This is a genomic window from Pseudomonas sp. BF-B-30 (assembly GCF_019956305.1).
In the GTDB taxonomy this organism is placed as follows: domain Bacteria; phylum Pseudomonadota; class Gammaproteobacteria; order Pseudomonadales; family Pseudomonadaceae; genus Aquipseudomonas; species Aquipseudomonas jessenii.
On sequence record NZ_JAHBDG010000011.1, the window covers coordinates 345211 to 370351 of the forward strand.

Annotated in this window: 21 protein-coding genes; 11 read left to right on the plus strand and 10 right to left on the minus strand. The window is 62.3% G+C overall.

All coding sequences use genetic code 11. The features are described from left to right. Window positions 1-136 precede the first annotated feature (136 nt). The 9 genes from KGB29_RS07985 to KGB29_RS08025 all read left to right on the plus strand — a co-directional run bounded on the left by KGB29_RS07985 (window position 137) and on the right by KGB29_RS08025 (window position 12753). Window positions 137-1096: an AAA family ATPase gene (locus KGB29_RS07985; RefSeq protein WP_057715002.1), complete on the plus strand. Its 960-nt coding sequence runs from the start codon at window positions 137-139 to the stop codon at window positions 1094-1096. A 5-nt stretch (window positions 1097-1101) separates the two neighbouring features. Continuing rightward, window positions 1102-2046 carry a DUF58 domain-containing protein gene (locus KGB29_RS07990; protein ID WP_057715003.1) on the plus strand — a complete coding sequence of 315 codons (945 nt, stop codon included), beginning with the start codon at window positions 1102-1104 and terminating at the stop codon, window positions 2044-2046. Then, window positions 2043-2537, plus strand: a complete 495-nt coding sequence (locus tag KGB29_RS07995) for a DUF4381 domain-containing protein (RefSeq protein WP_057715004.1) — start codon at window positions 2043-2045, stop codon at window positions 2535-2537. Before KGB29_RS07990 ends, KGB29_RS07995 begins: the two co-directional genes overlap by 4 nt. Next, the gene (locus KGB29_RS08000) at window positions 2530-3612 is read left to right on the plus strand and encodes a vWA domain-containing protein (protein ID WP_159389844.1); all 1083 of its coding nucleotides are present in this window, start codon (window positions 2530-2532) and stop codon (window positions 3610-3612) included. The genes KGB29_RS07995 and KGB29_RS08000 overlap by 8 nt, the downstream gene beginning before the upstream one ends. Further along, complete coding sequence (locus KGB29_RS08005) at window positions 3609-5342, plus strand: VWA domain-containing protein (protein ID WP_154860095.1); 1734 nt, start codon at window positions 3609-3611, stop codon at window positions 5340-5342. The genes KGB29_RS08000 and KGB29_RS08005 overlap by 4 nt, the downstream gene beginning before the upstream one ends. Beyond that, on the plus strand, window positions 5339-6988 hold the full coding sequence (locus tag KGB29_RS08010; RefSeq protein WP_218543869.1) for a BatD family protein: 1650 nt from the start codon (window positions 5339-5341) through the stop codon (window positions 6986-6988). The genes KGB29_RS08005 and KGB29_RS08010 overlap by 4 nt, the downstream gene beginning before the upstream one ends. Window positions 6989-7277: 289 nt before the next feature. Then, a complete protein-coding gene (locus tag KGB29_RS08015) occupies window positions 7278-8522 on the plus strand; it encodes an exonuclease SbcCD subunit D C-terminal domain-containing protein (RefSeq protein ID WP_150813847.1) in 1245 nt (414 codons plus the stop codon). Then, window positions 8519-12160 (plus strand): AAA family ATPase, encoded by a 3642-nt coding sequence (locus KGB29_RS08020; protein WP_218543870.1) that lies wholly within the window; start codon window positions 8519-8521, stop codon window positions 12158-12160. The genes KGB29_RS08015 and KGB29_RS08020 overlap by 4 nt, the downstream gene beginning before the upstream one ends. After that, window positions 12157-12753, plus strand: a complete 597-nt coding sequence (locus KGB29_RS08025; RefSeq protein ID WP_150813849.1) for a glutathione S-transferase — start codon at window positions 12157-12159, stop codon at window positions 12751-12753. The genes KGB29_RS08020 and KGB29_RS08025 overlap by 4 nt, the downstream gene beginning before the upstream one ends. 114 nt (window positions 12754-12867) lie before the next feature. Here KGB29_RS08025 and KGB29_RS08030 read toward each other — a convergent pair whose 3' ends face one another. From KGB29_RS08030 to KGB29_RS08065, 9 genes are all read right to left on the minus strand, one after another. Then, window positions 12868-13125: a hypothetical protein gene (locus KGB29_RS08030; protein ID WP_090455027.1), complete on the minus strand. Its 258-nt coding sequence runs from the start codon at window positions 13123-13125 to the stop codon at window positions 12868-12870. Beyond that, window positions 13122-13334, minus strand: coding sequence for a hypothetical protein (locus KGB29_RS08035; protein ID WP_150813850.1), 213 nt, complete (start codon window positions 13332-13334; stop codon window positions 13122-13124). Before KGB29_RS08035 ends, KGB29_RS08030 begins: the two co-directional genes overlap by 4 nt. Before the next feature lie 115 nt (window positions 13335-13449). Continuing rightward, window positions 13450-13575, minus strand: a complete 126-nt coding sequence (locus KGB29_RS28645) for a hypothetical protein (RefSeq protein ID WP_256355695.1) — start codon at window positions 13573-13575, stop codon at window positions 13450-13452. A gap of 217 nt (window positions 13576-13792) precedes the next feature. Next, a complete protein-coding gene (locus KGB29_RS08040; RefSeq protein ID WP_057715012.1) occupies window positions 13793-13972 on the minus strand; it encodes a hypothetical protein in 180 nt (59 codons plus the stop codon). 156 nt (window positions 13973-14128) lie between these two features. Continuing rightward, on the minus strand, window positions 14129-15298 hold the full coding sequence (locus tag KGB29_RS08045) for a lactonase family protein (RefSeq protein ID WP_150813851.1): 1170 nt from the start codon (window positions 15296-15298) through the stop codon (window positions 14129-14131). After that, window positions 15291-15629 (minus strand): DUF5629 family protein, encoded by a 339-nt coding sequence (locus tag KGB29_RS08050; RefSeq protein WP_150813852.1) that lies wholly within the window; start codon window positions 15627-15629, stop codon window positions 15291-15293. The genes KGB29_RS08045 and KGB29_RS08050 overlap by 8 nt, the downstream gene beginning before the upstream one ends. A gap of 134 nt (window positions 15630-15763) precedes the next feature. Beyond that, on the minus strand, window positions 15764-17344 hold the full coding sequence (locus KGB29_RS08055) for an aldehyde dehydrogenase (NADP(+)) (protein ID WP_150813853.1): 1581 nt from the start codon (window positions 17342-17344) through the stop codon (window positions 15764-15766). Window positions 17345-17354: 10 nt separating this feature from the next. Next, the gene (gene araD1, locus KGB29_RS08060; RefSeq protein ID WP_223616377.1) at window positions 17355-18347 is read right to left on the minus strand and encodes an AraD1 family protein; all 993 of its coding nucleotides are present in this window, start codon (window positions 18345-18347) and stop codon (window positions 17355-17357) included. A gap of 158 nt (window positions 18348-18505) precedes the next feature. Further along, window positions 18506-19828, minus strand: a complete 1323-nt coding sequence (locus KGB29_RS08065) for an MFS transporter (RefSeq protein ID WP_150813855.1) — start codon at window positions 19826-19828, stop codon at window positions 18506-18508. A gap of 194 nt (window positions 19829-20022) precedes the next feature. Here KGB29_RS08065 and KGB29_RS08070 point away from each other — a divergent pair, with 194 nt between their 5' ends. Together KGB29_RS08070 and KGB29_RS08075 are read left to right on the plus strand one after the other, a co-directional pair. Then, complete coding sequence (locus KGB29_RS08070; RefSeq protein ID WP_057715018.1) at window positions 20023-21759, plus strand: IlvD/Edd family dehydratase; 1737 nt, start codon at window positions 20023-20025, stop codon at window positions 21757-21759. A gap of 100 nt (window positions 21760-21859) precedes the next feature. Next, a complete protein-coding gene (locus KGB29_RS08075) occupies window positions 21860-22579 on the plus strand; it encodes a FadR/GntR family transcriptional regulator (RefSeq protein ID WP_032829613.1) in 720 nt (239 codons plus the stop codon). Between the two features lie 176 nt (window positions 22580-22755). On the opposite strand, the gene KGB29_RS08080 is transcribed toward KGB29_RS08075, so the two are convergent. Further along, on the minus strand, window positions 22756-25140 hold the full coding sequence (locus tag KGB29_RS08080) for an efflux RND transporter permease subunit (RefSeq protein ID WP_102671985.1): 2385 nt from the start codon (window positions 25138-25140) through the stop codon (window positions 22756-22758). Between the last annotated feature and the right edge of the window lies 1 nt (window position 25141).

Below are 25141 nucleotides of genomic sequence, written 5' to 3' on the forward strand. Positions count from 1 at the left end.
ACAATTTCACCCATCTTTTCCCGCACTTTGCGCAAAATGCCGTTAGTCGCCACCCCCCGCGATGGATTAAAGTAACGCCCCCAGCCCTGGCGCATTTCGAACGTCCTCGGCCACCCTTTTGCAGGAACAGTCATCGATGGAACATCGTGAAGCGCTGCTAGCGCTGCGAACCTTTCTTTCAACGCAGATTCTCGGCCAGGAAAAGCTCATCGAGCGATTGCTCATCGCCCTGCTCGCCGACGGCCATATGCTGGTCGAGGGTGCTCCTGGCCTGGCCAAGACCAAGGCTATCAAAGAACTTGCCGAAGGCATCGAAGCGCAGTTCCACCGCATCCAGTTCACCCCTGACCTGTTGCCGGCCGACATTACCGGTACGGAGATCTACCGCCCGGAAACCGGCAGCTTCGTGTTCCAGCAAGGCCCGATCTTCCACAACCTGGTATTGGCGGACGAAATCAACCGCGCCCCGGCCAAGGTCCAGTCGGCCTTGCTCGAAGCCATGGGCGAGCGGCAAGTCAGTGTCGGGCGCAGCACCTACGAGCTGTCGCCGCTGTTCCTGGTGATGGCCACGCAGAACCCGATCGAGCAGGAAGGCACCTACCCGTTGCCGGAAGCCCAGCTTGACCGGTTCCTGATGCACGTGAAAATCGGCTTTCCCGATGCCACTGTCGAGCGCCGGATTCTGCAGCAAGCCCGTGGAGAAGCCCTGAACGGCGAAGCGAAGCCTGAGCGTCGGGTTACTCAACAGACGATTTTTGTCGCACGCAAGGAAATCCTCGGTCTGTACATGGCCGACGCCGTGGAGGAGTACCTGGTACAACTGGTCATGGCCACCCGCACCCCGGCCAAATTCGACCCGGAGATGGCCGAGTGGATCGCCTACGGCGCCAGCCCCCGAGGCTCGATTGCCCTGGACCGCTGCGCCCGCGCCCACGCCTGGCTGGCCGGGCGTGATTTCGTCAGCCCGGAAGACATCCAGGCCGTGCTGTTCGACGTGCTGCGCCATCGCATCATTCTTTCCTTTGAAGCCGAAGCCGCTGGCATCGATCAGGACCGTGTGGTCCAGCGGATTCTCGACGTCGTAGCCGTCGCTTGACCCCGATGAACGCCAGCCTGCCGCCCGAGCCGGGCATCCGTGTCAGCCTCGCCGATCTGATCGAGATGCGCCATCGCGTGCGCGAAGTGCAGCTGTTTTCCACGCCTGGCCAACGCAGCCCGCTGATCGGCCTGCACCATTCCAAATTGCGCGGGCGTGGCGTCGACTTCGATCAGGTGCGGGTCTATCAGGCCGGCGACGATGTGCGCACCATTGACTGGCGTGTGACCGCGCGCACCCAGGAGCCCCACACCAAGCTGTTCCACGAAGAACGTGAGCGGCCGATTTTCATCATGGTCGAACAAAGCCACCGGCTGTTTTTCGGGTCGGGCCTGATGTTCAAGTCGGTGCTCGCCGCCCAGGCCGCGAGCCTGATCGGTTGGGCAGCCCTGGGCCACAACGACCGGGTCGGCGGGCTGGTGTATGGCGACAATGAGCACTATGAAATCAAGCCTCGGCGCAGCAAGCAAAGCCTGCTGCAGTTGCTCAACCGGCTGGTGCGGGTCAACCGGTCGCTGACCACCGAGGGCGAGCCGGACCGCGACGCCTTTGGCATTGCCTTGCGCCGAGCGCGTGAGGTGTCACGTCCGGGCAGCCTTGTCATTGTGATTTGCGACGAACGCGCGCTATCGGAAAGCGCCGAGCAACAGCTGAGCCTGTTATCGCGTCATTGCGACCTGTTGCTGCTGCCGGTGTCCGATCCGCTGGATCATGCTCTGCCCGCCGCCGGCCTTTTACGTTTCGCCGAGCGTGGAGCGCAATTGGAACTCGATACGCTGAATTTCGACCTGCGCCAGGCTTACCGGGCCCAGGCTGAAGCGCGTATCGCGCGCTGGGAGCTGCTCGCGCAAAAACTGCGGGTGCTGATGATGCCGTTGAGCACCCAGAGCGAGATGGTCGAGCAATTGCGCGAATACCTGAACCCACAGAAACCGGGGAAAGGTCGATGAGCAGCCTTGATCAACTGCAACCACTGATATCCCCGCCACCGGTGGAGTTCTGGCCTCCGGCACCGGGTTGGTGGTTGCTGCTTCTATTGGTGCCGCTGATCGGTTTGGGCCTGTGGAAGCTACGTCGTTTTATTCCGGACAGGCGCCCCGTGGTGCGTGCAGAACAGCCGCTTGACCCGGTGCGTCTTGCCGCCCTAGCGGAGCTGGCCTTGATGCCCAAACCCTACGACGGTGCGCCGGCCGGTGCCTGGCTGCAGCAACTCAACGGTTTGCTCAAACGCCTGTGCCGCAACCACTACCCCTACAGCCAGAGCCACACCCTCAACGGGCGAAAATGGCTGGCGTTCCTCGACAATCGCTGCCCGGCCGCTGGCCTGACTCGCTGGATGGTGCTGGTCGAAGGCGCCTACAAACCCGAATGCAAACTCGACGACAAGGCCATCGCCGGCCTGACCCAGGCCGTCGACACATGGATTCGCAAGCATGTTTGAGTTCGCCTGGCCGTGGATTTTTGCCCTTCTGCCGCTGCCGTGGCTGATGCGCATCGTCTTGCCGGTGGCCGACAGTGGCGAACCGGCGCTCAAGGTCAGCTTCCTCAGCGACCTGGAAGGCCTCGCCGGGCGTCGCGCCCGGGCCAACCTGCCAGCATGGCGCCAGCAGGCACCGTTCATAGTGCTGTGGCTGTTGCTGCTGGTCGCGGCGGCACGCCCGCAATGGCTCGGCGAACCCTTGCCGATTGCCGCCAGTGGCCGTGACTTGCTGGTGGCGGTGGACGTTTCCGGCTCCATGGACTTCCCTGACATGCAGTGGCAGGACGAAGAAGTGAGCCGACTGGCGTTGGTCCAGCACCTGCTCGGCGATTTCCTCGAAAGCCGCGAAGGTGACCGGGTCGGCCTGATCCTGTTCGGTAGCCAGGCCTACCTGCAGGCGCCGCTGACCTTCGACCGCCACACCGTGCGCGTCTGGCTCGATGAAGCGCGTATCGGCATTGCCGGCAAAAACACCGCCATCGGCGATGCTATCGGCCTGGCCCTCAAGCGCCTGCGCTCGCGTCCGGCAACAAGCCGCGTGCTGATTCTGGTCACCGACGGCGCCAACAATGGCGGTGAAATCGACCCGTTCACCGCCGCCCGGCTGGCGGCCAAGGAAGGCGTGAAAATCTATCCGATCGGCATTGGCGCCGATCCAGAGCAAAGCGGCTCCGTGGGTTTCCTCGGCGTCAACCCGAGCCTGGACCTCGACGAGCCGTCCCTCAAGGCCATCGCCGAAGTCACCGGCGGTCAGTACTTCCGCGCCCACGATGGCAAGGAACTGCAATCGATCAAGGACACCCTTGACCAACTGGAGCCCGTGACCCAGCAACCGACCCAGGCCCGCCCGGCCCAAGCGTTGTATCACTGGCCGCTGGCCCTGGCGCTGTGGTTGAGCATGCTGCTGCTGGCCCCCGTACTCTGGCCGGACAACCCGTTGCAACGCCTGTTTACCAGGGATCTGTTTTTGCAAACGCAATTGCTGCCTGACTGGCGCCAGCGTCTCAAACGCCTGCGCCTGCGGAGGCGCCGATGAGTGCGCTGTGGCCGTACTGGTTCCGCCCCTGGTGGCTGCTGTTGCTGCCGGTGCTTGGCTGGTTGCTCTGGCAACTCTGGCACCGCAAGAAGCGCGCCGGGCGCTGGCAAATGATCCTGCCTGCGGCCTTTCACACGACATTGCTCAGCGGTGGCAGTGGACGTGACAGTAAATTGCCCTGGATCGCCCTCGGTCTCGCGTGGCTGTTGACCGTGCTCGCCCTGCTGGGTCCGGGCTGGCAGCGTGTCGAGCAGACCAGTCAAAAACCCGCCGATCCGCTGGTGGTGATTCTCGAGCTGACCCCGGAAATGCTCGCCACCGACGTCACACCCAACCGACTCGAACAGGCACGACGCAAGGTGCTTGATCTGCTGCAGATTCGCAGCGACGCGCAAACCGCCATCGTCGTCTACGCCGGCAGTGCCCACACACTGGTGCCGCTGTCAGATGATCTTTCCACCAGCCGCAATCTGTTGGATGCACTGAAACCGTCGTTGATGCCAGCGGCCGGTCATCGCGCCGATCTGGCGGTGCTCAAGGCCCTGGCGTTGCTCGAACAGGCTGCTTTGGGCGATGGCCGGATCCTGCTGATTGGATCGTCCCTGACCGACCAGGAGCGACTGGGCATCCGTCGCGCGCTGAACGGCAAATCGACTCAATTTTTGATGCTCGGCATCGGCACCGCCGAAGGCTCGCCGATCACCCAGGAAGACGGCAGCTTCCTCAAGGATGAACAAGGCGCCATTCTCGTGCCGCGCCTGGACGAGCCCGGCTTGAAAAATTTTGCCAACGACCTGGATGGGCGCTATCGCCAGGCGCGCCTGGACGATAGCGACCTGCACGCCCTTGGCCTGCTCGACGGTCCACGCCACTTGCGCAACGACGGTCAGACCTTGCGCCTGGACACATGGGCCGATCAGGGGTACTGGCTGCTGCTGCCACTGCTGCTGCTCGCGGCCTGCGCGGGGCGTCGCGGTTGGCTGTTGTGCCTGCCGCTGCTATTGGCGCTGCCTCAACCGAGCTACGCCTTCGACCTCGCAGACCTTTGGCTGCGTCCGGATCAACAAGGCTCGCATTTACTCAAGCAGAAACGCCCCGCCGAGGCCTCCCGACGCTTCGAAAGCCATCAGTGGCAAGGCGTGGCGCTCTATGAGGCCGGCGACTACGCAGGCGCCGCCGAGCGGTTTGCCGAAGGCGACGATGCCCACTCCCACTACAATCGAGGCAATGCCCTGGCCAAAAGCGGTGAGCTGGAGGCAGCCCTGGACGCTTACGAACAGGCACTGGAACGTCAACCGGACTTGCGTCCGGCACTGACCAACAAGGCGCTGGTCGAACGCCTGCTCAAGGAGAAAAATACTCCTCCTGAGCCAGACGCCGCCAGCAACGCCCGGCCCGAAGCCGAATCGCCGGAGCCACCGCCCGGTGCCGCCGCACAACCCTCGAGCAGCGGCGAACCGAAAACCGAGGGGCAACCGAGCCGCCCGGGTGAGGAACAACCACCCACCACACCGCCGAAACCGGGGGGCAACGAGGTTCCGGGCAGCGAACTGGGTGACGAACAACACACCACACCGCCCTTGCGCCCGGCCACCGACAGTATCGAAGGTGAGCAGCGCCAGGCACTGGAGCAATGGCTGCGACAGATCCCGGATGACCCCGGTGAACTGCTCAGGCGCAAATTCTGGTACGAACAGCAACAACATCAGGATCAGGAAGAAACTCGATGACCCGCTTCACCGTTTTATTGCTCGCGCTGCTGCATGGCCTGTTGTTCTGCACCGTTCAGGCACAGGCAGCAGAACTGGTCGCCAGTGTTGATCGCAGTCGCCTGAGCTCAGGCGAGACGGTCGAGCTGACCCTGGAATCCAGCGATGTCACTCAGTTCGGCAAACCGGACCTGGCGGCGCTGGAACCGTTGTTCGAAGTGCGCGGCACACGCCAGGTCAACCAGCTGAACACCCTGAGCGGAGAAAACCAGGCCACCACCCGCTGGATCGTCACCCTTCTGCCCCGGCAAAACGGCAGCGTGGTGATTCCGTCATTGCAACTGGGGGAACTGCAGAGCCAGCCGATCACCCTGCAAGTGGTCGAGAGCGAAACACCGGACAACCCGAACCAGCGGGCCGCGGTGTTCATCGATGCCAGCCTCGATCAAACCAGCGTGTACGTGCAGGCCCAGGCGGTCCTGACCCTGCGCATCTACCATTCGGTGTCGCTGTACGACGACAGCAGCCTGCCACCCTTGCAGATCCCTGATGCGCGCATCGAACAATTGGGCGACTCACGCACCTACGAAAAGGACATCGACGGCCTGCGCCATGGCGTGATCGAAATGCGCTACGCGATCTACCCGCAACACAGCGGCGAACTGATCATTCCGGCACAGGTCTTCAACGCCGCGCTGGTCGACCCACAACCGGTACAGGACGCAGCCCAGGGGCCAAAAGCCGGCAAGCTGATGCGCGTCACCTCGGCCGAACTGCTGTTGACGGTCAAGGCCAAGCCCCTCACCTATCCGGCCGACGCGCCCTGGCTGCCTGCCCGCAGCCTGACCCTGAGCGAAATCTGGAACCCGGAGCCGGATCACACTCAGGTCGGCGATTCGCTGACCCGCAGCCTGACGGTGAAGGCCGAAGGCTTGTCCAGCACCCAACTGCCTCCGCTGCCCGGCACCGACGTCGGCGGCCTGCGCCGCTACCCGGATCAACCGGTGCTCGGCAACCAGAACAGCGAACGCGGCCTGGTCGGCAGTCGTGAAGACCGCGAGGCCCTGGTGCCGACAAGGACCGGCGCCATCGAGCTGCCCACCGTCGACGTGATCTGGTGGAACACCTTCGAAGATCATCTGGAACACAGCAGCCTGCCTGCTCGCACGCTGCACGTGGTGGCCAATCCGAGCCTGCTGGCCGACACCCCGGTCGGCGCCTCACCAGTCGATGTAGGCGCCAACAGCGAAGCACTCTGGCGCTGGAAGCTCAGTACCTTGATTCTGGCCTGCACTACCCTGCTCGGCTTTGGCCTCTGGTGGCGTGGCCGCTGGCAACCGGCGGTGGCGCGTGTCGCTCAAACCGGCCCGAGCCCGCGCACCGTGCTCGATGACCTCAAGCGCGCCTGCCAGGCCAACGACTCCCACGCCACCCGCCAGGCCCTCGACGCCTGGGCCCGCCAGCAGCCGGAAACCCTGGCCGACATGGCCGCCCGCTTCGTACCTCTGTCCGACGCCCTCGACGGCCTGAACGGCGCGCTGTACAGCGAAACCGGCCAGTACTGGCAAGGTGACGAACTGTGGCGGGCGATCAAGGCGATCCCGATGGCCGAACGGGTTCAGGACCCTGTCGGTGACAGTGGGTTGCCGCCGCTTTATCCCAAGTAAACAGCGGCCTGGCGACAAAGATGCATTTGTGGCGAGGGGGCTTGCCCCCGTTCGGGCGCGAAGCGGCCGTAAATCCGGGCGGCTCGGTGTACCAGGAAAAGCCTGGGGCCGCTCCGCAGCCCAACGGGGGCAAGCCCCCTCGCCACAGGCAGCCGTCCTCGCCACAGAACTCCCGGCCATAAGAAGTTTGGTGTGCAACCACACCCGAGCGGTTTACCAGTAAACTCTTCCCCCTTTCGCCGCCTTCATTTTTCACGCGGCCATTACCTATTTTGTAGCGGAGTTCGCCTTGCGCTTGTTTCACACCTCCGACTGGCACCTCGGGCAGAACCTGCACGGCCAGGATCGCGATTTCGAACACGGCTGTTTTCTCGAGTGGCTGTTGCGTCAATTGAAGCTCGACCAGCCGGATGTGCTGTTGATCGCCGGCGATATCTTCGACACGGTCAATCCGCCGGTCAAAGCCCAGGAGCGTCTCTACGACTTCATCGTCAGCGCCCACGAACAGCAGCCGTTGCTGACCATCGTGATGATTGCCGGCAACCACGATTCCGGCTCGCGGATCGAACTGCCCGCGCCGTTGATGCGCCGCTTGCGCACGCATGCGCTGGGCCGTGTGTTGTGGCTGGATGACGGGCAACTGGATGCCGAGCGTTTGCTGTTGCCGCTGCCGGATGCCAAGGGCAAAACCGTCGCCTGGTGCCTGGCGCTGCCGTTCCTGCGCCCTGCCGAAGTCACCGGCGCGCATCTGGGCGACAACTACCTGCGTGGCATTGGCCAGGTCCATGAATGGCTGATCGAGGCGGCGAACGCAAAGCGCAAGAAAGGCCAGGCACTGATCGCCATCAGTCACGCGCACATGGCGGGCGGCTCCGTGTCGGAAGACTCCGAGCGCAACCTGATCATCGGCAATGCCGAAGCCCTGCCCGCCAGCCTGTTCGGACCGAGCATCAGTTACGTTGCCCTCGGCCACTTGCACAAGCCGCAGAAGGTCAATGGCGAGGAGCGCATCCGCTACAGCGGCTCGCCGATTCCGTTGTCGTTCTCCGAGATCAGCTATCAGCACCAGATCCTCGACATCAAACTCGATGGCGAAACCCTGCTCAGCGTCGAGCCGAAACTGATCCCCCGCGCGGTCAACCTGCAACGCATCGGCCCGGCGCCATTGAGCGAGATCCTGGTGCAACTGGCGGATTTGCCGAACATCGACCTGTTGGCCGACATCCAGCGCCAGCCATGGCTGGAGGTGCGGGTGCGCCTCGACGAGCCGCAGCCCGACCTGCGCAATCAAGTGGAAACCGCCCTGCAAGGCAAGGCCGTGCGCCTGGTGCGCATCGCCGCCGAGTACGCCGGCAACGGCGGCCGTGACGGTGCCGACGAAGGCAGCGCGCTGATCGAACTGGACCAACTCACGCCTCAGGAACTGTTCAGCCGCGCCTGGCAGGACAACTACGGCAGCGAGGTCGACGAGCAGACCCTCAAGGACTTTGCCGAGCTGTTGCAGGACGTGCAGATGGAGAGCGAACAACCATGAAAATCCTCGCGATCCGCCTGAAAAACCTCGCCTCCCTGGCCGGGCCATTTGAAATCGACTTCACTGCCGAACCCCTGGCCAGTGCCGGACTGTTCGCCATCACCGGCCCCACCGGCGCGGGTAAAAGCACCTTGCTCGATGCCCTGTGCCTGGCGCTGTTTGGCGCCGTACCGCGCCTGAACAACACCGGCCGCGACGCCAAGGTGCCGGACGCCGACGGCGAAATCGCTACCGGCGACCCGCGCACCCTGCTGCGTCGCGGCACGGGTGAAGGCTATGCGGAAGTGGATTTCGTCGGCGTCGACGGCCGCCGCTACCGCGCCCGCTGGGAGGCCAATCGCGCCCGGGACAAGGCCGCTGGCAAGCTGCAGGCCAGCCGCCAGAGCTTGCGTGACATCGATCAGGATCAATTGCTCGCCAGCCAGAAAGGCGAATACAAGACTCAGCTCGAAGCCGCGCTGGGGCTGAATTTCGAACAGTTCACCCGCGCGGTAATGTTGGCGCAAAGCGAGTTCAGCGCGTTCCTCAAGGCCGACGACAACGACCGCAGCGAACTGCTGGAAAAACTCACCGATACCGCGCTCTACACCCGCCTCGGTCGTCGGGCCTTCGACAAGACCAAGGAGGCCCGCGAGACGCACAAGCTGCTGCAGGATCAGGCCAGCGGGGTAACGCCGCTGTCACCTGAAGCTCGCGCGGAACTGGATGAGCGCCTCAACCAGGCGCAGCAACAACTCAAGACCCAACAGGCGCAGCTCAAACAGCTTGAACTGCAGGACACCTGGCTCAAGGACCTGCGTCGATTGCAGGACGAGCATCTGGCCGCCAGCGAACAACTGCAATCGGCGCAGACCCACTGGGAGGCCTTGGCCAGCGAGCGTTTGAGGCTCACCCGTCTCGAACAGCTGGCCCCGCAACGGCACCAGTTCGCCCGTAAAGCCGAGGTCGACGCGCTGCTGACACCCTTGGCGGCGCAAATTGCCTTGCAGACGCAGCAACATGGTGAACTCGGTGAGCGCCAGACGCTGCTTGAGCAACAGCTCGGCAGCGCCCGGATCGCCTTGAGCGAAACCCAACAGCGACAAGCCGACAGCGCGCCGTTGCTGCGGCAGGCCTTCGAAGCCCAAAGCACCCTCGCCCGCCTGGCCAAGGACACCGCCCTCAGCGCCGAAGCCAGGCAACAGGCGCAACAGGCCTGCACCCAAGGCCAGGGCACGATTCAGACCTTGCTCGATCAGCAAGCCCGAGGCGCCGGGTACTTGCAGCGCATCGCCACGGGGCTTGAGCAAAGCACGCATCTGGCACCGCTGAGCGATGCCTGGAATGCCTATCGGGACCGGCTGCAACAGTTGATGCTGATCGGCAATCGACTGAATCAGGGCCAGGCCGAACTGGCCAGCCTCGAACAAAACGCCGCGAGCACCGACCAGGCGCTCACCGCGCAGAAGCAGCAACTGGAGGTGCTGTTCAAGGAGGCCGGTGCCGAACCGGATGCCGTCGCCGAACAGATCGGCATCCTGGGTAGCCTGTTGCAGGACAACCGCAAGCAACTGCGCGCCGTCGAAGACCTTGCGCGCCTGTGGGCCAGCCAGCAGGACCTGGACAAACGCAGCGCCGAGCTGCAACAGCGCCAGCTCACCGCGCAGCAGGAACGTGAACGCCTGACCCAGGACGGGGTCAAGGCCAAGGCTGATCTGAGCGTTGCCGAACAGACCCTCAACGTCACTCGCGAACTGCTGGAGCGTCAGCGTCTGGCGCGCAGTGCCAGTGTCGAAGAGCTGCGCGCGCAGTTACAGGACGATCAGCCATGTCCGGTCTGCGGCAGCAACGAGCATCCCTATCATCAGCCCGAAGCCCTGCTGCAAAGCCTCGGTCGTTTTGATGAAAGCGAACAGGCCAACGCGCAAAAGGCCGTCGACCTGCTCAAGGAAAAACTCACTGACCTGCGTGCCGAAGTCGGCGGTCTGATCGCCCAGCAAAAGGAACTGCTGCAACAGCAGGAGCAACTGGCGACCCAGCAGCAAGCCCTCGCTCCGAGCCTGGAAGCGCACCCGCTGGCGGCCCAACTGCTGAATCAGGATGCCGCCAAACGCGATGCCTGGCTCGTTCAGCAAAACCGTCAGCTCAACCAAAGCATCAGCCAGGACGAGCAACGGCAGAGCGCGCTGCTCACCCTGCAACAGGATGCCGCACGCCTGACCCAGCAACTGCGCCATGCCGAAACCGCGCACCAGCAAGCGGCCCAGCACCTGAGCAATCAACAGCGCGAGTTGAACAACGACCGCCAGCGTCTGGACGAAGAACTCAAGGCATTCGCCAACCTGCTGCCGGCCGAAACCCTGCAAGCGCTGCGCGTCGAACCGGCCGCGACCTTCATGCAGCTCGACCGGCAGATCGCCGAGCGCCAGGCGCAACTCGAACAACAAAAGGAAGAACTGGCCGAGCAGCAACAACGCCAGCAACAGCTGGAGAAGGAACAGGATCGCCAGCAAAGCCGCGTGCAGCAATTGCAGGCCGCCGAACAGCAATTCAATGGACTGGCCGAGCAGCAACAGGCGAGCCAGCACACACTCGGACAATTACTCGGCGAACACAGCAGCGCCGAGCATTGGCAACAGCAACTGGAACAGACCGTGGAACAGGCACGCAGCGCCGAAGCCAGCACTGCGCAGACGTTGCAAAGCGTCGTCACGCAGTCAGTGCAAATCGCCGCCGAGCTCAAGGCCCAGCGCGAACGCTTGCATGCACTGGAAGGCGAAGAACTTGAGCTCGCCGGCAAGATCGGCGACTGGCGTGCCCGTCATCCCGAGCTGGATGACGGCGGCCTCGAAAACCTGTTGAGCGTCGACGACACCCAGGTCAGCGAACTGCGCCAGCGCTTGCAGCACAGCGAGAAAGCCATCGAACAGGCCAACGTCCTGATACAGGAGCGCAACAAACACCTGCTCAATCATCAGGCACAACAGAACGGCAATCTCGATGCCGAGCAATTGGCCAGTGCGCTGATCGACCTGCAAAACCTCGCTGCCGCCAGCGAGCAACACTGCGCCGAACTGCGCGCCGATCAGGCTGAGGACCAGCGCCGGCAGAACGCCAATCAGGCCCTGGCGCAGCAGATTGCCGACGCCTACAACGAGTATCAACGCTGGGCACGCCTGAATGCGTTGATCGGCTCCGCCACCGGCGACACCTTCCGCAAGATCGCCCAGGCCTACAACCTCGACCTGCTGGTGCATCACGCCAACGTGCAATTGCGCCAACTGGTGCGCCGCTATCGCCTCAAGCGCGGCGGCAGCATGCTCGGGTTGCTGGTGATGGACACGGAAATGGGCGACGAACTGCGTTCGGTGCACTCACTGTCCGGTGGCGAGACCTTCCTGGTGTCGCTGGCGCTGGCCCTCGGTTTGGCGTCGATGGCGTCGAGCACGTTGAAAATCGAGTCGCTGTTCATCGACGAAGGCTTCGGCAGCCTCGATCCCGAATCCCTGCAACTGGCCATGGATGCCCTCGACGGCTTGCAGGCCCAGGGCCGCAAGGTCGCGGTGATTTCCCACGTACAGGAAATGCATGAACGGATTCCGGTGCAGATTCAGGTCCAGCGCCAGGGCAATGGCCTGAGTACCCTGGAGGTGAAATGAACACGCTGTATTCCTTCCGCCGCTGCCCGTACGCCATGCGCGCACGCATGGCCCTGCGTTATTCGGGAGTGGCCGTGGACATCGTCGAAGTCAGCCTGAAGGCCAAGCCCGCCGAGATGCTCGCACTGTCGGGCAAAGGCACGGTGCCGGTACTGAGCGTCGATGGCCGGGTGATCGACGAAAGCCTCGACATCATGCGCTGGGCCCTGGCTCAGAACGATCCGCAGGACTGGTTGCTCAAGGATGATCCTGTCGCAGCGGAGCAAATCGCCCCTTTGATTGAACGGAACGAGCAGGTGTTCAAGGTGCACTTGAATCGCTACAAGTACGCGGACCGTTATCCCGAGCAACCGATGGAGGTTTATCGCAGCGAGGGTGAGGTGTTCCTGCGCAGGCTGGATCAGTTGCTGGAAGGCCGCGACTATTTGCTGGCGGACCATCCGAGCCTGGCGGATGTGGCGTTGATGCCGTTTGTACGGCAGTTTGCGCATGTGGATCGCGAGTGGTTCGGGCAGACGCCTTACCTGCGCTTGCAGGCATGGCTACAGCGGCTTTTGGAGTCGGACCTGTTCACATCGATCATGAAGAAATAACCATCCCCTGTAGGAGCCAGCCTGCTGGCGAAGGTGTGTCAGTTGACGCTGTGGTGCCTGATACACCATCGCCAGCAGGCTGGCTCCTACAAAGGTCCGTGGTGCGTCGAAGACTCAGGCCAGAACCTGACACATCCCGATGGCCGAGCAATCGACCTGGAACGGGCCGAAAACCACACCTTCACTCCTGATCGGCGGATTGCCGGCCAGCATGCCCTGGGCATTGGCGTTTTCGATGCTGCGGGCAATGTTGTGGTTGGCTTCGATGGCCCGTGCCACCGAGCCTGCCGAGCCCTGGCCGATCCCCAACAGGGAGGATCCATTGGTCATGAACGCCAGGAAGGCGATGACCCAAAGTCTGTGCCCTTTCATGCGCCGACGACTCCTGCGAGTTCAGCCTGATCAACGCTGGCATTCTGCGCACGGTGTTCAAACTGGATGCCGGGATGAGCGACCTGGATCGGTGCTTCAAAGCTGGATTGCGACTGGGCTGAAAGGCTGACCACCAGCACCATGGCAAGGTAAAGACCGATCGCCACATAGGCGCCGTGTTTGGCAGAAGTGAGAATTGCGCTGGCCATGATGTTCTCCGCAGGCATGTTTCAATGCCCACAGAATCGATCAAAAAAGCCTGGTTAACCACTCAGGATTATCCATAGTGACCATCAACTTCATTGATCATTAAGCCAGACTATTTCAGTCTTCAATAAAACTCATCAAGCGCTCGCGCGCAGCATCCGGCTCAACCGGAACAGGGTCGGCTGCCGACAGAATGGGGGTGGAATAGAGAAAAAGTAGAACCAATGCCAGACGCGTCACCATGCTATCGATCCTTGCCGTGAGGAGGAGTCAAAAAATCAGCGTCAATTTAAACGCATGGCAATGTGATATCAAGCGCGACATTGATGGCAAAGTGATGCTGTCGCAAATGCGTTATGCAGGAGCGACATCACTCTGATCGTTTTCGACACAATGGCTTTCAACACCAGGGCCTTCGATCATCAGTGACTTCGCTCCTGCATAAAGGCAGGCGGGGCTTTCAGGCTTGGGTTTTGTGATCCAGCGCGGCGTAGAAGTTGGCGCTCTGTTGCAGGTACTTCGGGGTGTAGCTCTGGGTGTGGGCTTTTTTGTCGCTGATTTCAACGTTGGCACTGGCTGGCAGCGCAACGGTGGCGGAAATGGCGGAAGCGGCGATGACAGAGAAGATGTTGAAGTTCATGGCGGTATTCCTCGGATTCGGTTGGCTTGCTTGCCCGGTGGGGCCGTGAAGCAAACTTAACCCTCGAGGGTTCGTGCCTTGAAATGCTTTGTAGCAGTACCAGATATCAGCGTCATTGATAAAAGCAGGCAGGCCCCATCAACCGGGGCCTGCGGCTTACTGACGCAGCAAAAACCTGAGGTCGCTCGGGGCATCCATCGGCAGTTTTTGCACGGTCTTGCCCAGCAGACCGGTCCTGACGTCGCGTTCGACGACGACAATCTGGTTGCTCTTCTGGTTGGCGATCAACAGGAATTTGCCGCTCGGATCGAGGCTGAATTCCCGTGGATGATCGCCCTCCACCGCCCGCCGTTGCAGCTCACTGAGGTGGCCGGTCGCCGGATCGATGGCAAACACCAGCAGTTGATTGGCCGTGCCACGGTTGCTGACGTAGAGGAACTTGCCATCAGCCGAGGCATGCAACGCTGCCGCAGCCTTGTCCGATACCGGTTGCCCGGCAGCCAGATCGACCATCTGCGTCTGTTCGAGTTGGCCGTCGTGGTAATCGAACACCGCCACTTGCGCGCTCATTTCCATGGTCAGCCAGGCGTGTTTGCCGTCGGCGCTGAACAGCAGGTGGCGCGGCCCGCTGCCCGGCGGCAGTTGCACGAATGCCGGGGTGGCCGGGGTCAACGGCAGTTCCGGGTTGGCCTTGGGGTCGAAGCGGTAGGCAAACACCTTGTCGGCGCCCAGGTCATTGGCGAACACGTATTCGCCGTCCGGCGACGGGATCGTCGAGTGCACGTGGGCCGAGGCCTGGCGCTCGGGATTGACCCGGCTCGCCGGGTGGCTGCTCATCTGCACCACCGGTTTGAGCTTGCCATCGGCCGCCACCGGCAATACCGCCAGGGTGCCGCCCGGGTCTTCGGCCACCGAGTAATTGCTGACAAACAAATGGCTGCCATCGATGCTGAGGCTGGAATGGGTCGGCTCGTTGCCCAGGCTTTGCACCTGGCTGACCAGGCTCAGCGCGTGGGTCTTGGGATCAATCGCGAAACTGCTGACGCGCCCTACCGGATCGGTCTGGCCAGGGCCGTTTTCGTTGACCACGAACAGCTGTCGCTGATCCTTCGACAGGGTCAACCACGACGGGTTTTCGCTCTTGATCACTTGCAGGGGGCTGGCATCGATCTGCCCGGTGCGGCTGTCGAACGCCAGGCGGTAGATGCCCTGGCTTTGACCGGCGGTGTAGGAGCCCACCAGCAGTTGATAGTCCTCGGCGGATGCGACCTGAACGCCCATGGCGCCGATGCTGCCGGCCATCAACAGTGGCCAGAGGTTACGCATCGTCTTGGTCGTCTTCTTCGTTGTCACCGCTGACGACATCGCCCAGGCACACCAAACGGTGTTCACCCGAGTCACCGGTGATCAACCAGCTTTGCAGCGTAGAGTCGAAGGTCGCGGCCTGTACCTGCGCCGGCGTGAACTCCCAGTGTTTGGCCACACGGCCATCCATGCATTCAATGTGCAGGTTATCGAACTCGTCGAGGGCGAATTCGAAGGCATGCAGCCCGTCGATCTCCACCATTCCGCAGCGTTCGAGGGCATTGAGCAAGGTGTCGGTTGGGGAAGTCATGGCAATCAATCTTTGAATGGGAAAGCGCCAATGATAGCTCATGCACCCGACCAAAGTTTCACACAAACCTGTGGGAGCGGGCTTGCTCGCGAAAGCGCAGTGTCAGCCAACAGAGATGTTGAATGATTAACTGCATTCGCGAGCAAGCCCGCTCCCACAGGGGTTGTGGTCAGCCGCTAGAGTGCCTCGCGGGACGACTGCCCATCCACCAGTCGCTGGATGCGCAGCGGATTACCGTTCTTCAGCGCATCCGGCAGCAAGCTGTCCGGGTAGTTCTGGAAGCACACCGGACGCAGGAAACGATCGATGGCCAGTGTGCCCACCGAGGTACCGCGCGCATCGGACGTTGCCGGGTAAGGCCCGCCGTGGACCATCGAATCGCAGACTTCCACGCCCGTCGGATAGCCATTGAGCAGGATGCGTCCGACCTTCTGCTCCAGCAACGCCGTCAGCCCGGCGAACTGTTCAAAGTCTTCCGGCTCGCCGATGACGGTGGCGGTCAACTGGCCGTGCAGGCCATTCAGGGCGGCCATCAGTTGCGCATGATCGGCCACTTCAACCACCACCGTGGTCGGACCGAACACTTCCTCCTGCAGCACTTCATCGCCATCGAGCAGCAGGCTGACATTGGCCTTGAACAGCTGCGGCTGTGCCTGATTGCCCTGTTGCGGATTGCCGGCCAGGTGCTCAATCCCCGGATGCGCGAGCAGTTTTTGCAAGCCCTGACCGTAGCTGCTCAGGGTTCCGGCATTGAGCATGGTTTGCGCCGGCTGGTCGCCCATCAACCCGGCCACTTGCTGCACAAAGGCACTGAACGGCGCTGAGCGAATGCCGATCACCAGGCCCGGATTGGTGCAGAACTGGCCGCAGCCCTGAACCACCGACGCCGTTAGATCCCGGGCGACCGTGTCGGCCCGCGCCTGCAACGCCTCGGGCAAGACGATCACCGGGTTGATGCTCGACATCTCGGCAAACACCGGAATCGGTTGTGCGCGGGCCGCTGCCATGTCGCACAAGGCCCGACCGCCCTTGAGCGAACCGGTGAAGCCCACGGCCTGAATTGCCGGATGCTTGACCAGCGCCTCGCCGACGCCACCGCCGTAGATCATGTTGAACACGCCGGCCGGCATCCCGGTTTTCTCGGCAGCACGAATGATCGCGTCAGCCACCCATTCAGCCGTGGCCATGTGACCGCTGTGGGCCTTGAACACCACCGGGCACCCGGCGGCCAGCGCCGAGGCGGTATCGCCACCGGCGGTAGAGAACGCCAGCGGAAAATTGCTGGCACCGAACACTGCCACAGGTCCCAGGCCGATGCGGTATTGACGCAAGTCCGGACGCGGCAACGGTTGACGCTCCGGCAATGCCCGGTCGATTCGCGCGCCGTAGAAATCACCGCGACGCAAGACTTTGGCAAACAGGCGCATCTGCCCGCTGGTGCGTCCACGCTCGCCTTGAATCCGCCCTGCGGGCAACGCCGTTTCGCGGCAGACCACCGCGACAAAATCATCACCGAGGGCATCCAGTTCATCGGCAATGGCCTCGAGAAACTGCGCCCGCCGCTCCGCGCTCAGGCTGCGATAGACCGGATACGCGGCCGCCGCCGCGCCGGCCGCCGCATCGACTTCCTGCACTGTCGCCTGGGAAAAATCGTGGGGCAAGGCCTCCCCCGTCGTCGCATCGACACTCTGCAACTTGATGCTGCCGGCGGCGCTACGCTGACCGCCGATGTAGTTGTGACCAAGAATCCGGGTCATGGGTAACTCCTCAAAGTGTGCCGACGGTGCCGGGCGCGAAAGCCGCTGCGACCGGTGCGATGCCGTTGATCAATGGCGCGCCGAATTCAGCCTGGGTGATCTCGAACACATCACCCGGCTGGGTGCGAATGCCATCGGCGAAGGACAGGGTCGCCGTGCCGAAGAAGTGAATGTGCACGTCCCCCGGGCGCAGGAACTGGCTGTACTTGAAATGATGGAATTCGAGGTTGGCGAGGCTGTGGCACATGTTCGCCTCGCCGCTGAGAAACTCGTTCTGCCACAGCACTTCGCCGTCACGCAGGATGCGGCTGGTGCCCGCCAGATGCTGCGGCAGTTCGCCAACCCGCAGTTCCGGGCCATAGCTGCAGCTGCGCAGTTTCGAGTGGGCCAGGTACAGGTAGTTCTTGCGCTCCATGACGTGGTCGGAGAACTCGTTGCCCACGGCAAAACCCAGGCGATACGGCTTGCCGTCGTGACCAATCACGTACAGGCCAGCGATCTCCGGCTCTTCACCGGCATCTTCGGCAAACGGCGGCAGGGGAAACGGCTGGCCCGGCCTGACGACGATGCCGCCATCGCCTTTGTAGAACCACTCCGGCTGCACACCGGCTTCATCCGCCGCCGGCTTACCGCCCTCCACGCCCCATTTGAAGATGCGCATGGTGTCGGTCATCGCGGTTTCATCGCCACTTTGCTGGTGCATCTTGTCCCGGGCCGAGGCGCTGCCCAGATGCGTCAGGCCCGTGCCGCTGATCAGCATGTGCGCCGGGTCCGCATGGTCCAGGGGCGGCAGGATGCGCCGTTGCGTCAGCAGTTGGGCGTAGTCATGGCTGATCCCCAGCCCCAGGCTCTGTACCTGTTGCTCAAGGCTTGCGCCCGCCTCGATCGCCGCCAATGCCAGATCGCGAACGGTGCGCGCGTCCTGTACTTCACGGACCAGGCCCACCTCGACAACGCCGACACGGCGTTCGCCGTTACTCAATTCGAACTGAACCAAACGCATGAATTTTCTCCTGTAAACAATACGTCAGAACACCGCAGAACCCATGTGGGAGCGGGCTTGCTCGCGAAGAGGTCGTCATACCCGACATCATCGGTGACTGACACTGCGCTTTCGCGAGCAAGCCCGCTCCCACATTTGGTCGGTGTGAACCCTCAAAATCAGGTACGGGAAGCCCCACGTGCGCTTGCTGCAAATTGATCGGCTGGCAGGACGTGCTTGCGCTCCAGCAGGCGATACACCACGCCAGTCAGAATCAGTCCGAACACCATCACTCCGGACAGGAAGTACAGGCCCGAAGCCAGGTTGCCGGTGTATTCCTTCAACGCGCCGATCACAAACGGACCGAGGTAGCCACCGAGGTTGCCCACCGAGTTGATCAAGGCAATCCCCGCCGCCGCACTGGCACCGGCGAAGAAGCGGCCCGGCAAGGTCCAGAACACCGCCGTGCAGGAGAACAGTGCGAACGCCACCAGGCACAACGCCGCCAGTTGCAGCACAGGCACCGACAGCCAGGCGCTGAGGAACAGGCCAATCGCACCCAGCACGTACAGCACGGCGAGGTGGCCGTAGCGGTCGTTCAAGCGGTCGGAACTGCGCGGGATGATCAGCAGACCGACGATGCCAAAGATGTACGGCACCGCCGAGACGAATCCGGTCACCAGGTCGCTGCCGCCGAATTGTTTGATAAGGGTCGGCAGCCACAAACCCAGGCCATAGATGCTCAGGGTCACCGGCAGGTAGAACAGCGCCAGCAGCAGGACGCGCTTGTCCTTGAGGGCGTGCAACGGGTTGCCGTGACGGGTCTGGCCGTAGGCATCCAGATCCTTTTTCAGCTCGCCGCTCAGCCAGTCCTTTTCCGCCTGGTCCATCCACTTCACTTGCTGCGGGCCGTCCGGCAGGTAACGCAGCACCGGCCAGGTCAGCAGGATCGCCGGGGCGCCAATGACGATGAACAGCCACTGCCAGCCGTGCAGCCCCAACACGCCGTCCATGCCCAGCAAGCCACCGGACACCGGGCCGGTGATCATCATTGCGATGGGTTGCGACAGGATGAACAGCCCGAGGATCTTGCCGCGATGGCGCACCGGGAACCATTGGGTGATGTAGTACAGAACGCCCGGGAAGAACCCGGCTTCGGCGGCGCCGAGCAAAAAGCGCATCACATAGAAGCTGTTCGGCCCCTGGACGAAGGCCATGCCGATGGTGATGGCACCCCAGGTGACCATGATCCGCGCGAACCAGCGCCGTGCGCCGAAGCGGTCGAGCATCAGGTTGCTGGGGATTTCCAGCAGGAAGTAGCCGATGAAGAACAACCCGGCGCCAAGACCGTAGGCGGCATCGCCCAGGCCGATGTCTGCGCCCATGTGCAATTTGGCGAAGCCCACCGCGGAGCGGTCCACATAGGCGATCAGGTACAGCAGGATCAGGAAGGGAATCAGTTTCAGCGTGATGCGGCGGATAAGCCGCAGTTCCTGGCTCATGAGAACGGTCTCCGATTGTTGTTGTTATAGAACCTCGGGGGACGCCTCTCGCGAAGAATTCGCCAGGGCCATCCCTCCGTTTGAGCGGACTATATAGTATTACTATTTACTCAACAACACTTCCAAAGCGCACAATTTGCGTTTATGTTACGCCTCAGCTCGAACAATATAGTCATACAATAAGAGAATCGATCATGTCTGATAAGAAACCCACCCTGCGCTCCGCCCAATGGTTTGGCACCGCCGACAAGAACGGCTTCATGTACCGCAGCTGGATGAAGAATCAGGGCATCGCCGACCACCAGTTCCATGGCAAGCCGATCATCGGCATCTGTAACACCTGGTCGGAACTGACCCCGTGCAACGCGCATTTCCGCCAGATTGCCGAGCACGTCAAACGCGGGGTGATCGAGGCCGGGGGCTTCCCGGTGGAGTTTCCGGTGTTCTCCAACGGCGAATCGAACCTGCGCCCTACCGCCATGCTCACCCGCAACCTGGCGAGCATGGACGTGGAAGAAGCCATTCGCGGCAACCCGATTGACGGCGTCGTACTGCTGACCGGTTGCGACAAAACCACCCCGGCCCTGCTGATGGGCGCCGCCAGTTGCGACGTGCCGGCGATCGTCGTCACCGGCGGGCCGATGCTCAACGGCAAGCACAAGGGCAAGGACATTGGCTCCGGCACCGTGGTCTGGCAGCTCAGCGAACAGGTCAAGGCCGGCACCATCAGCATCGACGATTTCCTCGCGGCCGAGGGCGGTATGTCCCGCTCGGCCGGTACCTGCAACACCATGGGCACCGCCTCGACCATGGCCTGTATGGCCGAAGCGCTCGGCACCTCCCTGCCCCACAACGCGGCGATTCCGGCCGTGGACGCGCGCCGTTATGTGCTGGCGCACATGTCCGGCATGCGTGCCGTGGAGATGGTGCGCGAAGACTTGAAGCTGTCGAAGATCCTCACCAAGGAAGCCTTCGAAAACGCCATCCGCGTCAATGCCGCCATCGGCGGTTCGACCAACGCAGTGATCCACCTGAAAGCCATCGCCGGGCGCATCGGCGTCGAGCTGGACCTGGATGACTGGACCCGTATCGGTCGCGGCATGCCGACCATCGTCGACCTGCAACCGTCCGGGCGCTTCCTGATGGAAGAGTTCTATTACGCCGGTGGCTTGCCGGCGGTGCTACGTCGCCTCGGCGAAGCCAACCTGATCCCGAACCCGAACGCCTTGACTGTCAACGGTAAGTCCATCGGCGAGAACACCAGGGACGCGCCGATCTATGGCGAGGACGAAGTGATCCGCACACTCGACAACCCGATCCGCGCCGATGGCGGCATCTGTGTATTGCGCGGCAACCTGGCACCGCTGGGCGCCGTGCTCAAGCCGTCCGCCGCCACGCCCGAACTGATGCAGCATCGCGGCCGTGCGGTGGTGTTCGAGAACTTCGACATGTACAAGGCACGGATCAACGATCCGGAACTGGACGTGGATGCCAACTCGATCCTGGTGATGAAGAACTGCGGGCCGAAGGGTTATCCGGGCATGGCCGAAGTGGGCAACATGGGCCTGCCGGCCAAGCTGCTGGCCCAGGGTGTGACGGACATGGTGCGTATTTCCGATGCGCGCATGAGTGGCACGGCGTACGGCACGGTTGTGCTGCACGTCGCCCCGGAGGCCGCTGCCGGCGGTCCGCTGGCCGCAGTGAAGGAAGGCGACTGGATCGAACTCGATTGCGCCAGCGGCCGCTTGCACCTGGATATTGCGGACACCGAGCTGGCCGCGCGCATGGCCGATCTGCAACCGCCACAGAACCTGATCGTCGGTGGGTATCGTCAGTTGTACATCGACCACGTGCTGCAAGCGGACCAGGGTTGCGACTTCGACTTCCTGGTCGGTTGCCGTGGGGCCGAGGTGCCGCGCCACTCCCACTGACACCGCCTACCCCCTGTAGGAGCGAGCTCGCTCCTACAGTCGATTCGCCGCGCCTGCTATCATGCGCGACACCTCTTCGCACAGGACCGTGCCGTTTCCCATGGATTACCGCAAACCCTCCGACCGCAAAAGCATGCACTCGCGCATCGTCCAGGAACTGGGCATGCAGATCGTCTCGGGACGTTTCCTGCCCGACGACAAATTGCCCGCCGAAGCGCTGTTGTGCGAAGAATATGCGGTCAGCCGGCCGGTGCTGCGTGAAGCCACCCGGGTACTGGTCGCCAAGGGCCTGGTGTATTCCCGCCCGCGGGTCGGCACCGTGGTCAAGCCGCGCAAGGACTGGCACATGCTCGATCCGGACGTGCTGCACTGGTTGATGCAGAGCAGTCCGCAGAATCAGTTTTTCGACCTGCTGACCAGCGTGCGCAGCATCATCGAACCGGCCGCTGCCGCCCTCGCCGCGCAATTCGCCACGGAGGCGGATATCGCCTCCATCGGTGAGGCCTACCAACGCATGGAAGCCGCACCGACGCCGGAGGCTCTGTTGCAGCCGGACCTGGACTTCCACAGTCGCATCGCCGATGCCACGCACAACGACCTGCTGGCCAACCTGTGCAACATGCTCTCGGTGGCCATCGCCGAAGCCTTGAAGCATTCGAACCAGCGGCCGAACCTGCATGAACTGGCGCTGCCCCGGCACAAGGCGATCCTGACCGCCATCGAAAACCGCGACGCCCTCGGCGCGCGGCATGCGACGTTGGTGCAGCTGGACGATGCCCGCAGCGCGCTGAATGTGGTGCTCGGCAGCGATCCCGCCTGATCACCAAAGAACCCTGTGGGAGCGAGCTTGCTCGCGATGGCCGCCGAATGTTCGATATCAATGCGGCTGACACTCCGCAATCGCGAGCAAGCTCGCTCCCACAGGTTCCAGGGCGAAACCATCGGGCATAAAAAAGCCGCAACCCAAGGTTGCGGCTTTTTTGTTTCAGCTGTCGATCAGTGGGCGAACAACGAATTGCCCTTCTGCCCCGCCAGTTTCTCCGGCTTGATCAGGAACCGCGCCAGTGCCGGCAACAGCCACAGCGCACCGAACATGTTCCACAGCAACATGAAGGTCAGCATCAGACCCATGTCGGCCTGGAACTTGATGGCCGAGAAGATCCAGGTGCACACGCCGATGGCCAGGCACAGACCGGTGAACAGCACCGCCTTACCGGTGGACTTCAGTGTCTGGTAGTACGCCTCTTGCAGCGGCAGGCCGGCACGCAGGAAGCTTTCCAGGCGGCTGTAGATGTAGATGCCGTAGTCCACGCCAATCCCCACCCCGAGCGCCACGACCGGCAGGGTCGCCACTTTCACGCCGATACCCATGAAGGCCATCAGGGCATTGCCGAGTACCGAGGTCAGCACCAGCGGCAGCACGATGCACAAGGTCGCCGCCCACGAACGGAAGGTGATCATGCACATGACCGCGACGCAGATGTACACCAGGACCAGGATGGTCAGTTCGGACTTCTTGATCACCTCGTTGGTGGCCGCCTCGATCCCGGCGTTACCGGCAGCGAGGATGAACTCCAGGCCTTCCTTGTTGTTTTCCTTGGCGAACTCCTGCACCGCATGTACCGCGCGATCCAGGGTCTCGGCCTTGTGATCGTTGAGGAACACCAGCACCGGCGCCACGGAACAGCTGTTGTTGTACAGGCCGTCAGCGCGGGCAATGGAGTTGTTCAGCACATCAGGGTTACGCGACAGGGTTTCCCATTTCAGGTTGCCCTCGTTCATGCCCTTGATCATTTGCTTGGACACGGTCACCAGGGAAATCGCCGACTGCACGCCCTCGGTGTTCTGCATCTTCCACATCAGCTCGTCGATCGGCGCCATGGCTTCGTAGCGCGAACAGCCTTCGGACTTGGTCTTGACCATCACCACCAACACGTCGGAGCTGGTGGAGTAGTTGTTGATGATGAAGTTGTTGTCCTTGTTGTAGCGCGAGTCCGGACGCAGCTCCGGGGCACCCTGGTCGAGGTCGCCGATTTTCAGGTTCTGGCTGTACCAAAGGCCGCCGCCAAAGGCGATCAGTGCCAGCAGAATGGAAACCGGGGCCACTTTCGCGCTGGCAAAGTTCGACAACAGGCGCCAGAACGGATGCTCGCGAGTCGCGTCCTTTTTGCTGCGGTCGACGGCACGCTTGCTGATGCCGACATAGGAAATCGCCACTGGCAACAGGATCAGGTTGGTGAACACGATCACCGCCACACCGATGGATGCGCCGATGGCCAGCTCACGGATCACACCGATATCGATGATCAGCAGCGTGATGAAACCCACGGCATCGGCGAGGATCGCGATCATCCCCGGCAGGAACAATTGACGGAAGGTGCGACGCGCCGCCGTCAGGGCGTTGTCCGCCTCACTCGATTGCAGGGCGATCCCGTTGATCTTCTGCACGCCGTGGGAAATACCGATGGCGAAGATCAGGAACGGTACCAACATCGAATAGGGATCGAGCCCGAAGCCGAAGAAGTGCATCAAGCCCAGTTGCCAGACCACTGCCACCAGCGTCGTGCTCAACACGGCGACGGTACTGCGCAGGCAGTTGGTGAACCACAGCAAGAGGATCAGGGTGATGACGAAGGCAACGCCGAAGAACATCACCACCATCACCAGGCCATCGATGAGGTCACCGACTTTCTTGGCGAAACCGACGATGTGGATCTTCACGTTCGGGTTCTGTGCTTCGAACTTGGTGCGGATCTTGTCCTCAAGCTCGTGGGAGAACTGGCGATAGTCCAGCGCCAGCAGCTTGCCCTGGTCCTGCGGGTCCGGATAGGACTCCAGCAACGGAATGTCGACGATGCTCGACTTGAAATCGTTGGACACCAACCGCCCGACCTGACCCGACTTGAGCACGTTGTTGCGCAACAGATCGAGGCTGGCCTGGGAGCCGTTGTAGCTTTGCGGAATCACTTCACCGCCGGCGAAGCCCTCTTCCGTCACTTCGGTCCAGCGAACGCTGGGGCTCCACAGCGACTTGAGGCCGGAACGGTCGACGCCGGAGATGTAGAACACCTCGTCGTTGATCTGACGCAGGGTCTCCATGTACTCCTTGGAGAAGATGTCGCCATCGGTGGCTTCCACCGAGATCCGCACGGTGTTGCCCAGGTTCGCCAGATCGTTGCGGTGCTCCATCATCTTCTGGATGAAGGGGTGCTCCAGCGGGATCATTTTTTCGAAGCTGGTGGACGGACGGATCAGCGTCGCCTGCCAGAACAGAAAAATACTGACCAGCAGGCAGATCGTGATCACTGCCGGGCGGTTGTTGAAGATCAGGCGCTCGAGGAACGTCGCCTTGTCCTGGTGATGAGTACTCAAGGAAGTCATA

What these genes read in the sequence shown, in the direction of transcription:
- KGB29_RS07990 (WP_057715003.1), top strand. Translation starts at nt 1,102, where the DNA reads ATGAACGCCAGCCTGCCGCCCGAGCCGGGCATCCGTGTCAGCCTCGCC.
- KGB29_RS07985 (WP_057715002.1), top strand. Translation starts at nt 137, where the DNA reads ATGGAACATCGTGAAGCGCTGCTAGCGCTGCGAACCTTTCTTTCAACG.
- KGB29_RS07995 (WP_057715004.1), top strand. Translation starts at nt 2,043, where the DNA reads ATGAGCAGCCTTGATCAACTGCAACCACTGATATCCCCGCCACCGGTG.
- KGB29_RS08045 (WP_150813851.1), bottom strand. Translation starts at nt 15,298, where the DNA reads ATGCGTAACCTCTGGCCACTGTTGATGGCCGGCAGCATCGGCGCCATG.
- KGB29_RS28645 (WP_256355695.1), bottom strand. Translation starts at nt 13,575, where the DNA reads ATGGTGACGCGTCTGGCATTGGTTCTACTTTTTCTCTATTCCACCCCC.
- KGB29_RS08055 (WP_150813853.1), bottom strand. Translation starts at nt 17,344, where the DNA reads ATGACCCGGATTCTTGGTCACAACTACATCGGCGGTCAGCGTAGCGCC.
- KGB29_RS08010 (WP_218543869.1), top strand. Translation starts at nt 5,339, where the DNA reads ATGACCCGCTTCACCGTTTTATTGCTCGCGCTGCTGCATGGCCTGTTG.
- KGB29_RS08080 (WP_102671985.1), bottom strand. Translation starts at nt 25,140, where the DNA reads ATGACTTCCTTGAGTACTCATCACCAGGACAAGGCGACGTTCCTCGAG.
- KGB29_RS08000 (WP_159389844.1), top strand. Translation starts at nt 2,530, where the DNA reads ATGTTTGAGTTCGCCTGGCCGTGGATTTTTGCCCTTCTGCCGCTGCCG.
- KGB29_RS08065 (WP_150813855.1), bottom strand. Translation starts at nt 19,828, where the DNA reads ATGAGCCAGGAACTGCGGCTTATCCGCCGCATCACGCTGAAACTGATT.
- KGB29_RS08070 (WP_057715018.1), top strand. Translation starts at nt 20,023, where the DNA reads ATGTCTGATAAGAAACCCACCCTGCGCTCCGCCCAATGGTTTGGCACC.
- KGB29_RS08005 (WP_154860095.1), top strand. Translation starts at nt 3,609, where the DNA reads ATGAGTGCGCTGTGGCCGTACTGGTTCCGCCCCTGGTGGCTGCTGTTG.
- araD1 (WP_223616377.1), bottom strand. Translation starts at nt 18,347, where the DNA reads ATGCGTTTGGTTCAGTTCGAATTGAGTAACGGCGAACGCCGTGTCGGC.
- KGB29_RS08035 (WP_150813850.1), bottom strand. Translation starts at nt 13,334, where the DNA reads ATGGCCAGCGCAATTCTCACTTCTGCCAAACACGGCGCCTATGTGGCG.
- KGB29_RS08020 (WP_218543870.1), top strand. Translation starts at nt 8,519, where the DNA reads ATGAAAATCCTCGCGATCCGCCTGAAAAACCTCGCCTCCCTGGCCGGG.
- KGB29_RS08025 (WP_150813849.1), top strand. Translation starts at nt 12,157, where the DNA reads ATGAACACGCTGTATTCCTTCCGCCGCTGCCCGTACGCCATGCGCGCA.
- KGB29_RS08030 (WP_090455027.1), bottom strand. Translation starts at nt 13,125, where the DNA reads ATGAAAGGGCACAGACTTTGGGTCATCGCCTTCCTGGCGTTCATGACC.
- KGB29_RS08075 (WP_032829613.1), top strand. Translation starts at nt 21,860, where the DNA reads ATGGATTACCGCAAACCCTCCGACCGCAAAAGCATGCACTCGCGCATC.
- KGB29_RS08040 (WP_057715012.1), bottom strand. Translation starts at nt 13,972, where the DNA reads ATGAACTTCAACATCTTCTCTGTCATCGCCGCTTCCGCCATTTCCGCC.
- KGB29_RS08050 (WP_150813852.1), bottom strand. Translation starts at nt 15,629, where the DNA reads ATGAGCTATCATTGGCGCTTTCCCATTCAAAGATTGATTGCCATGACT.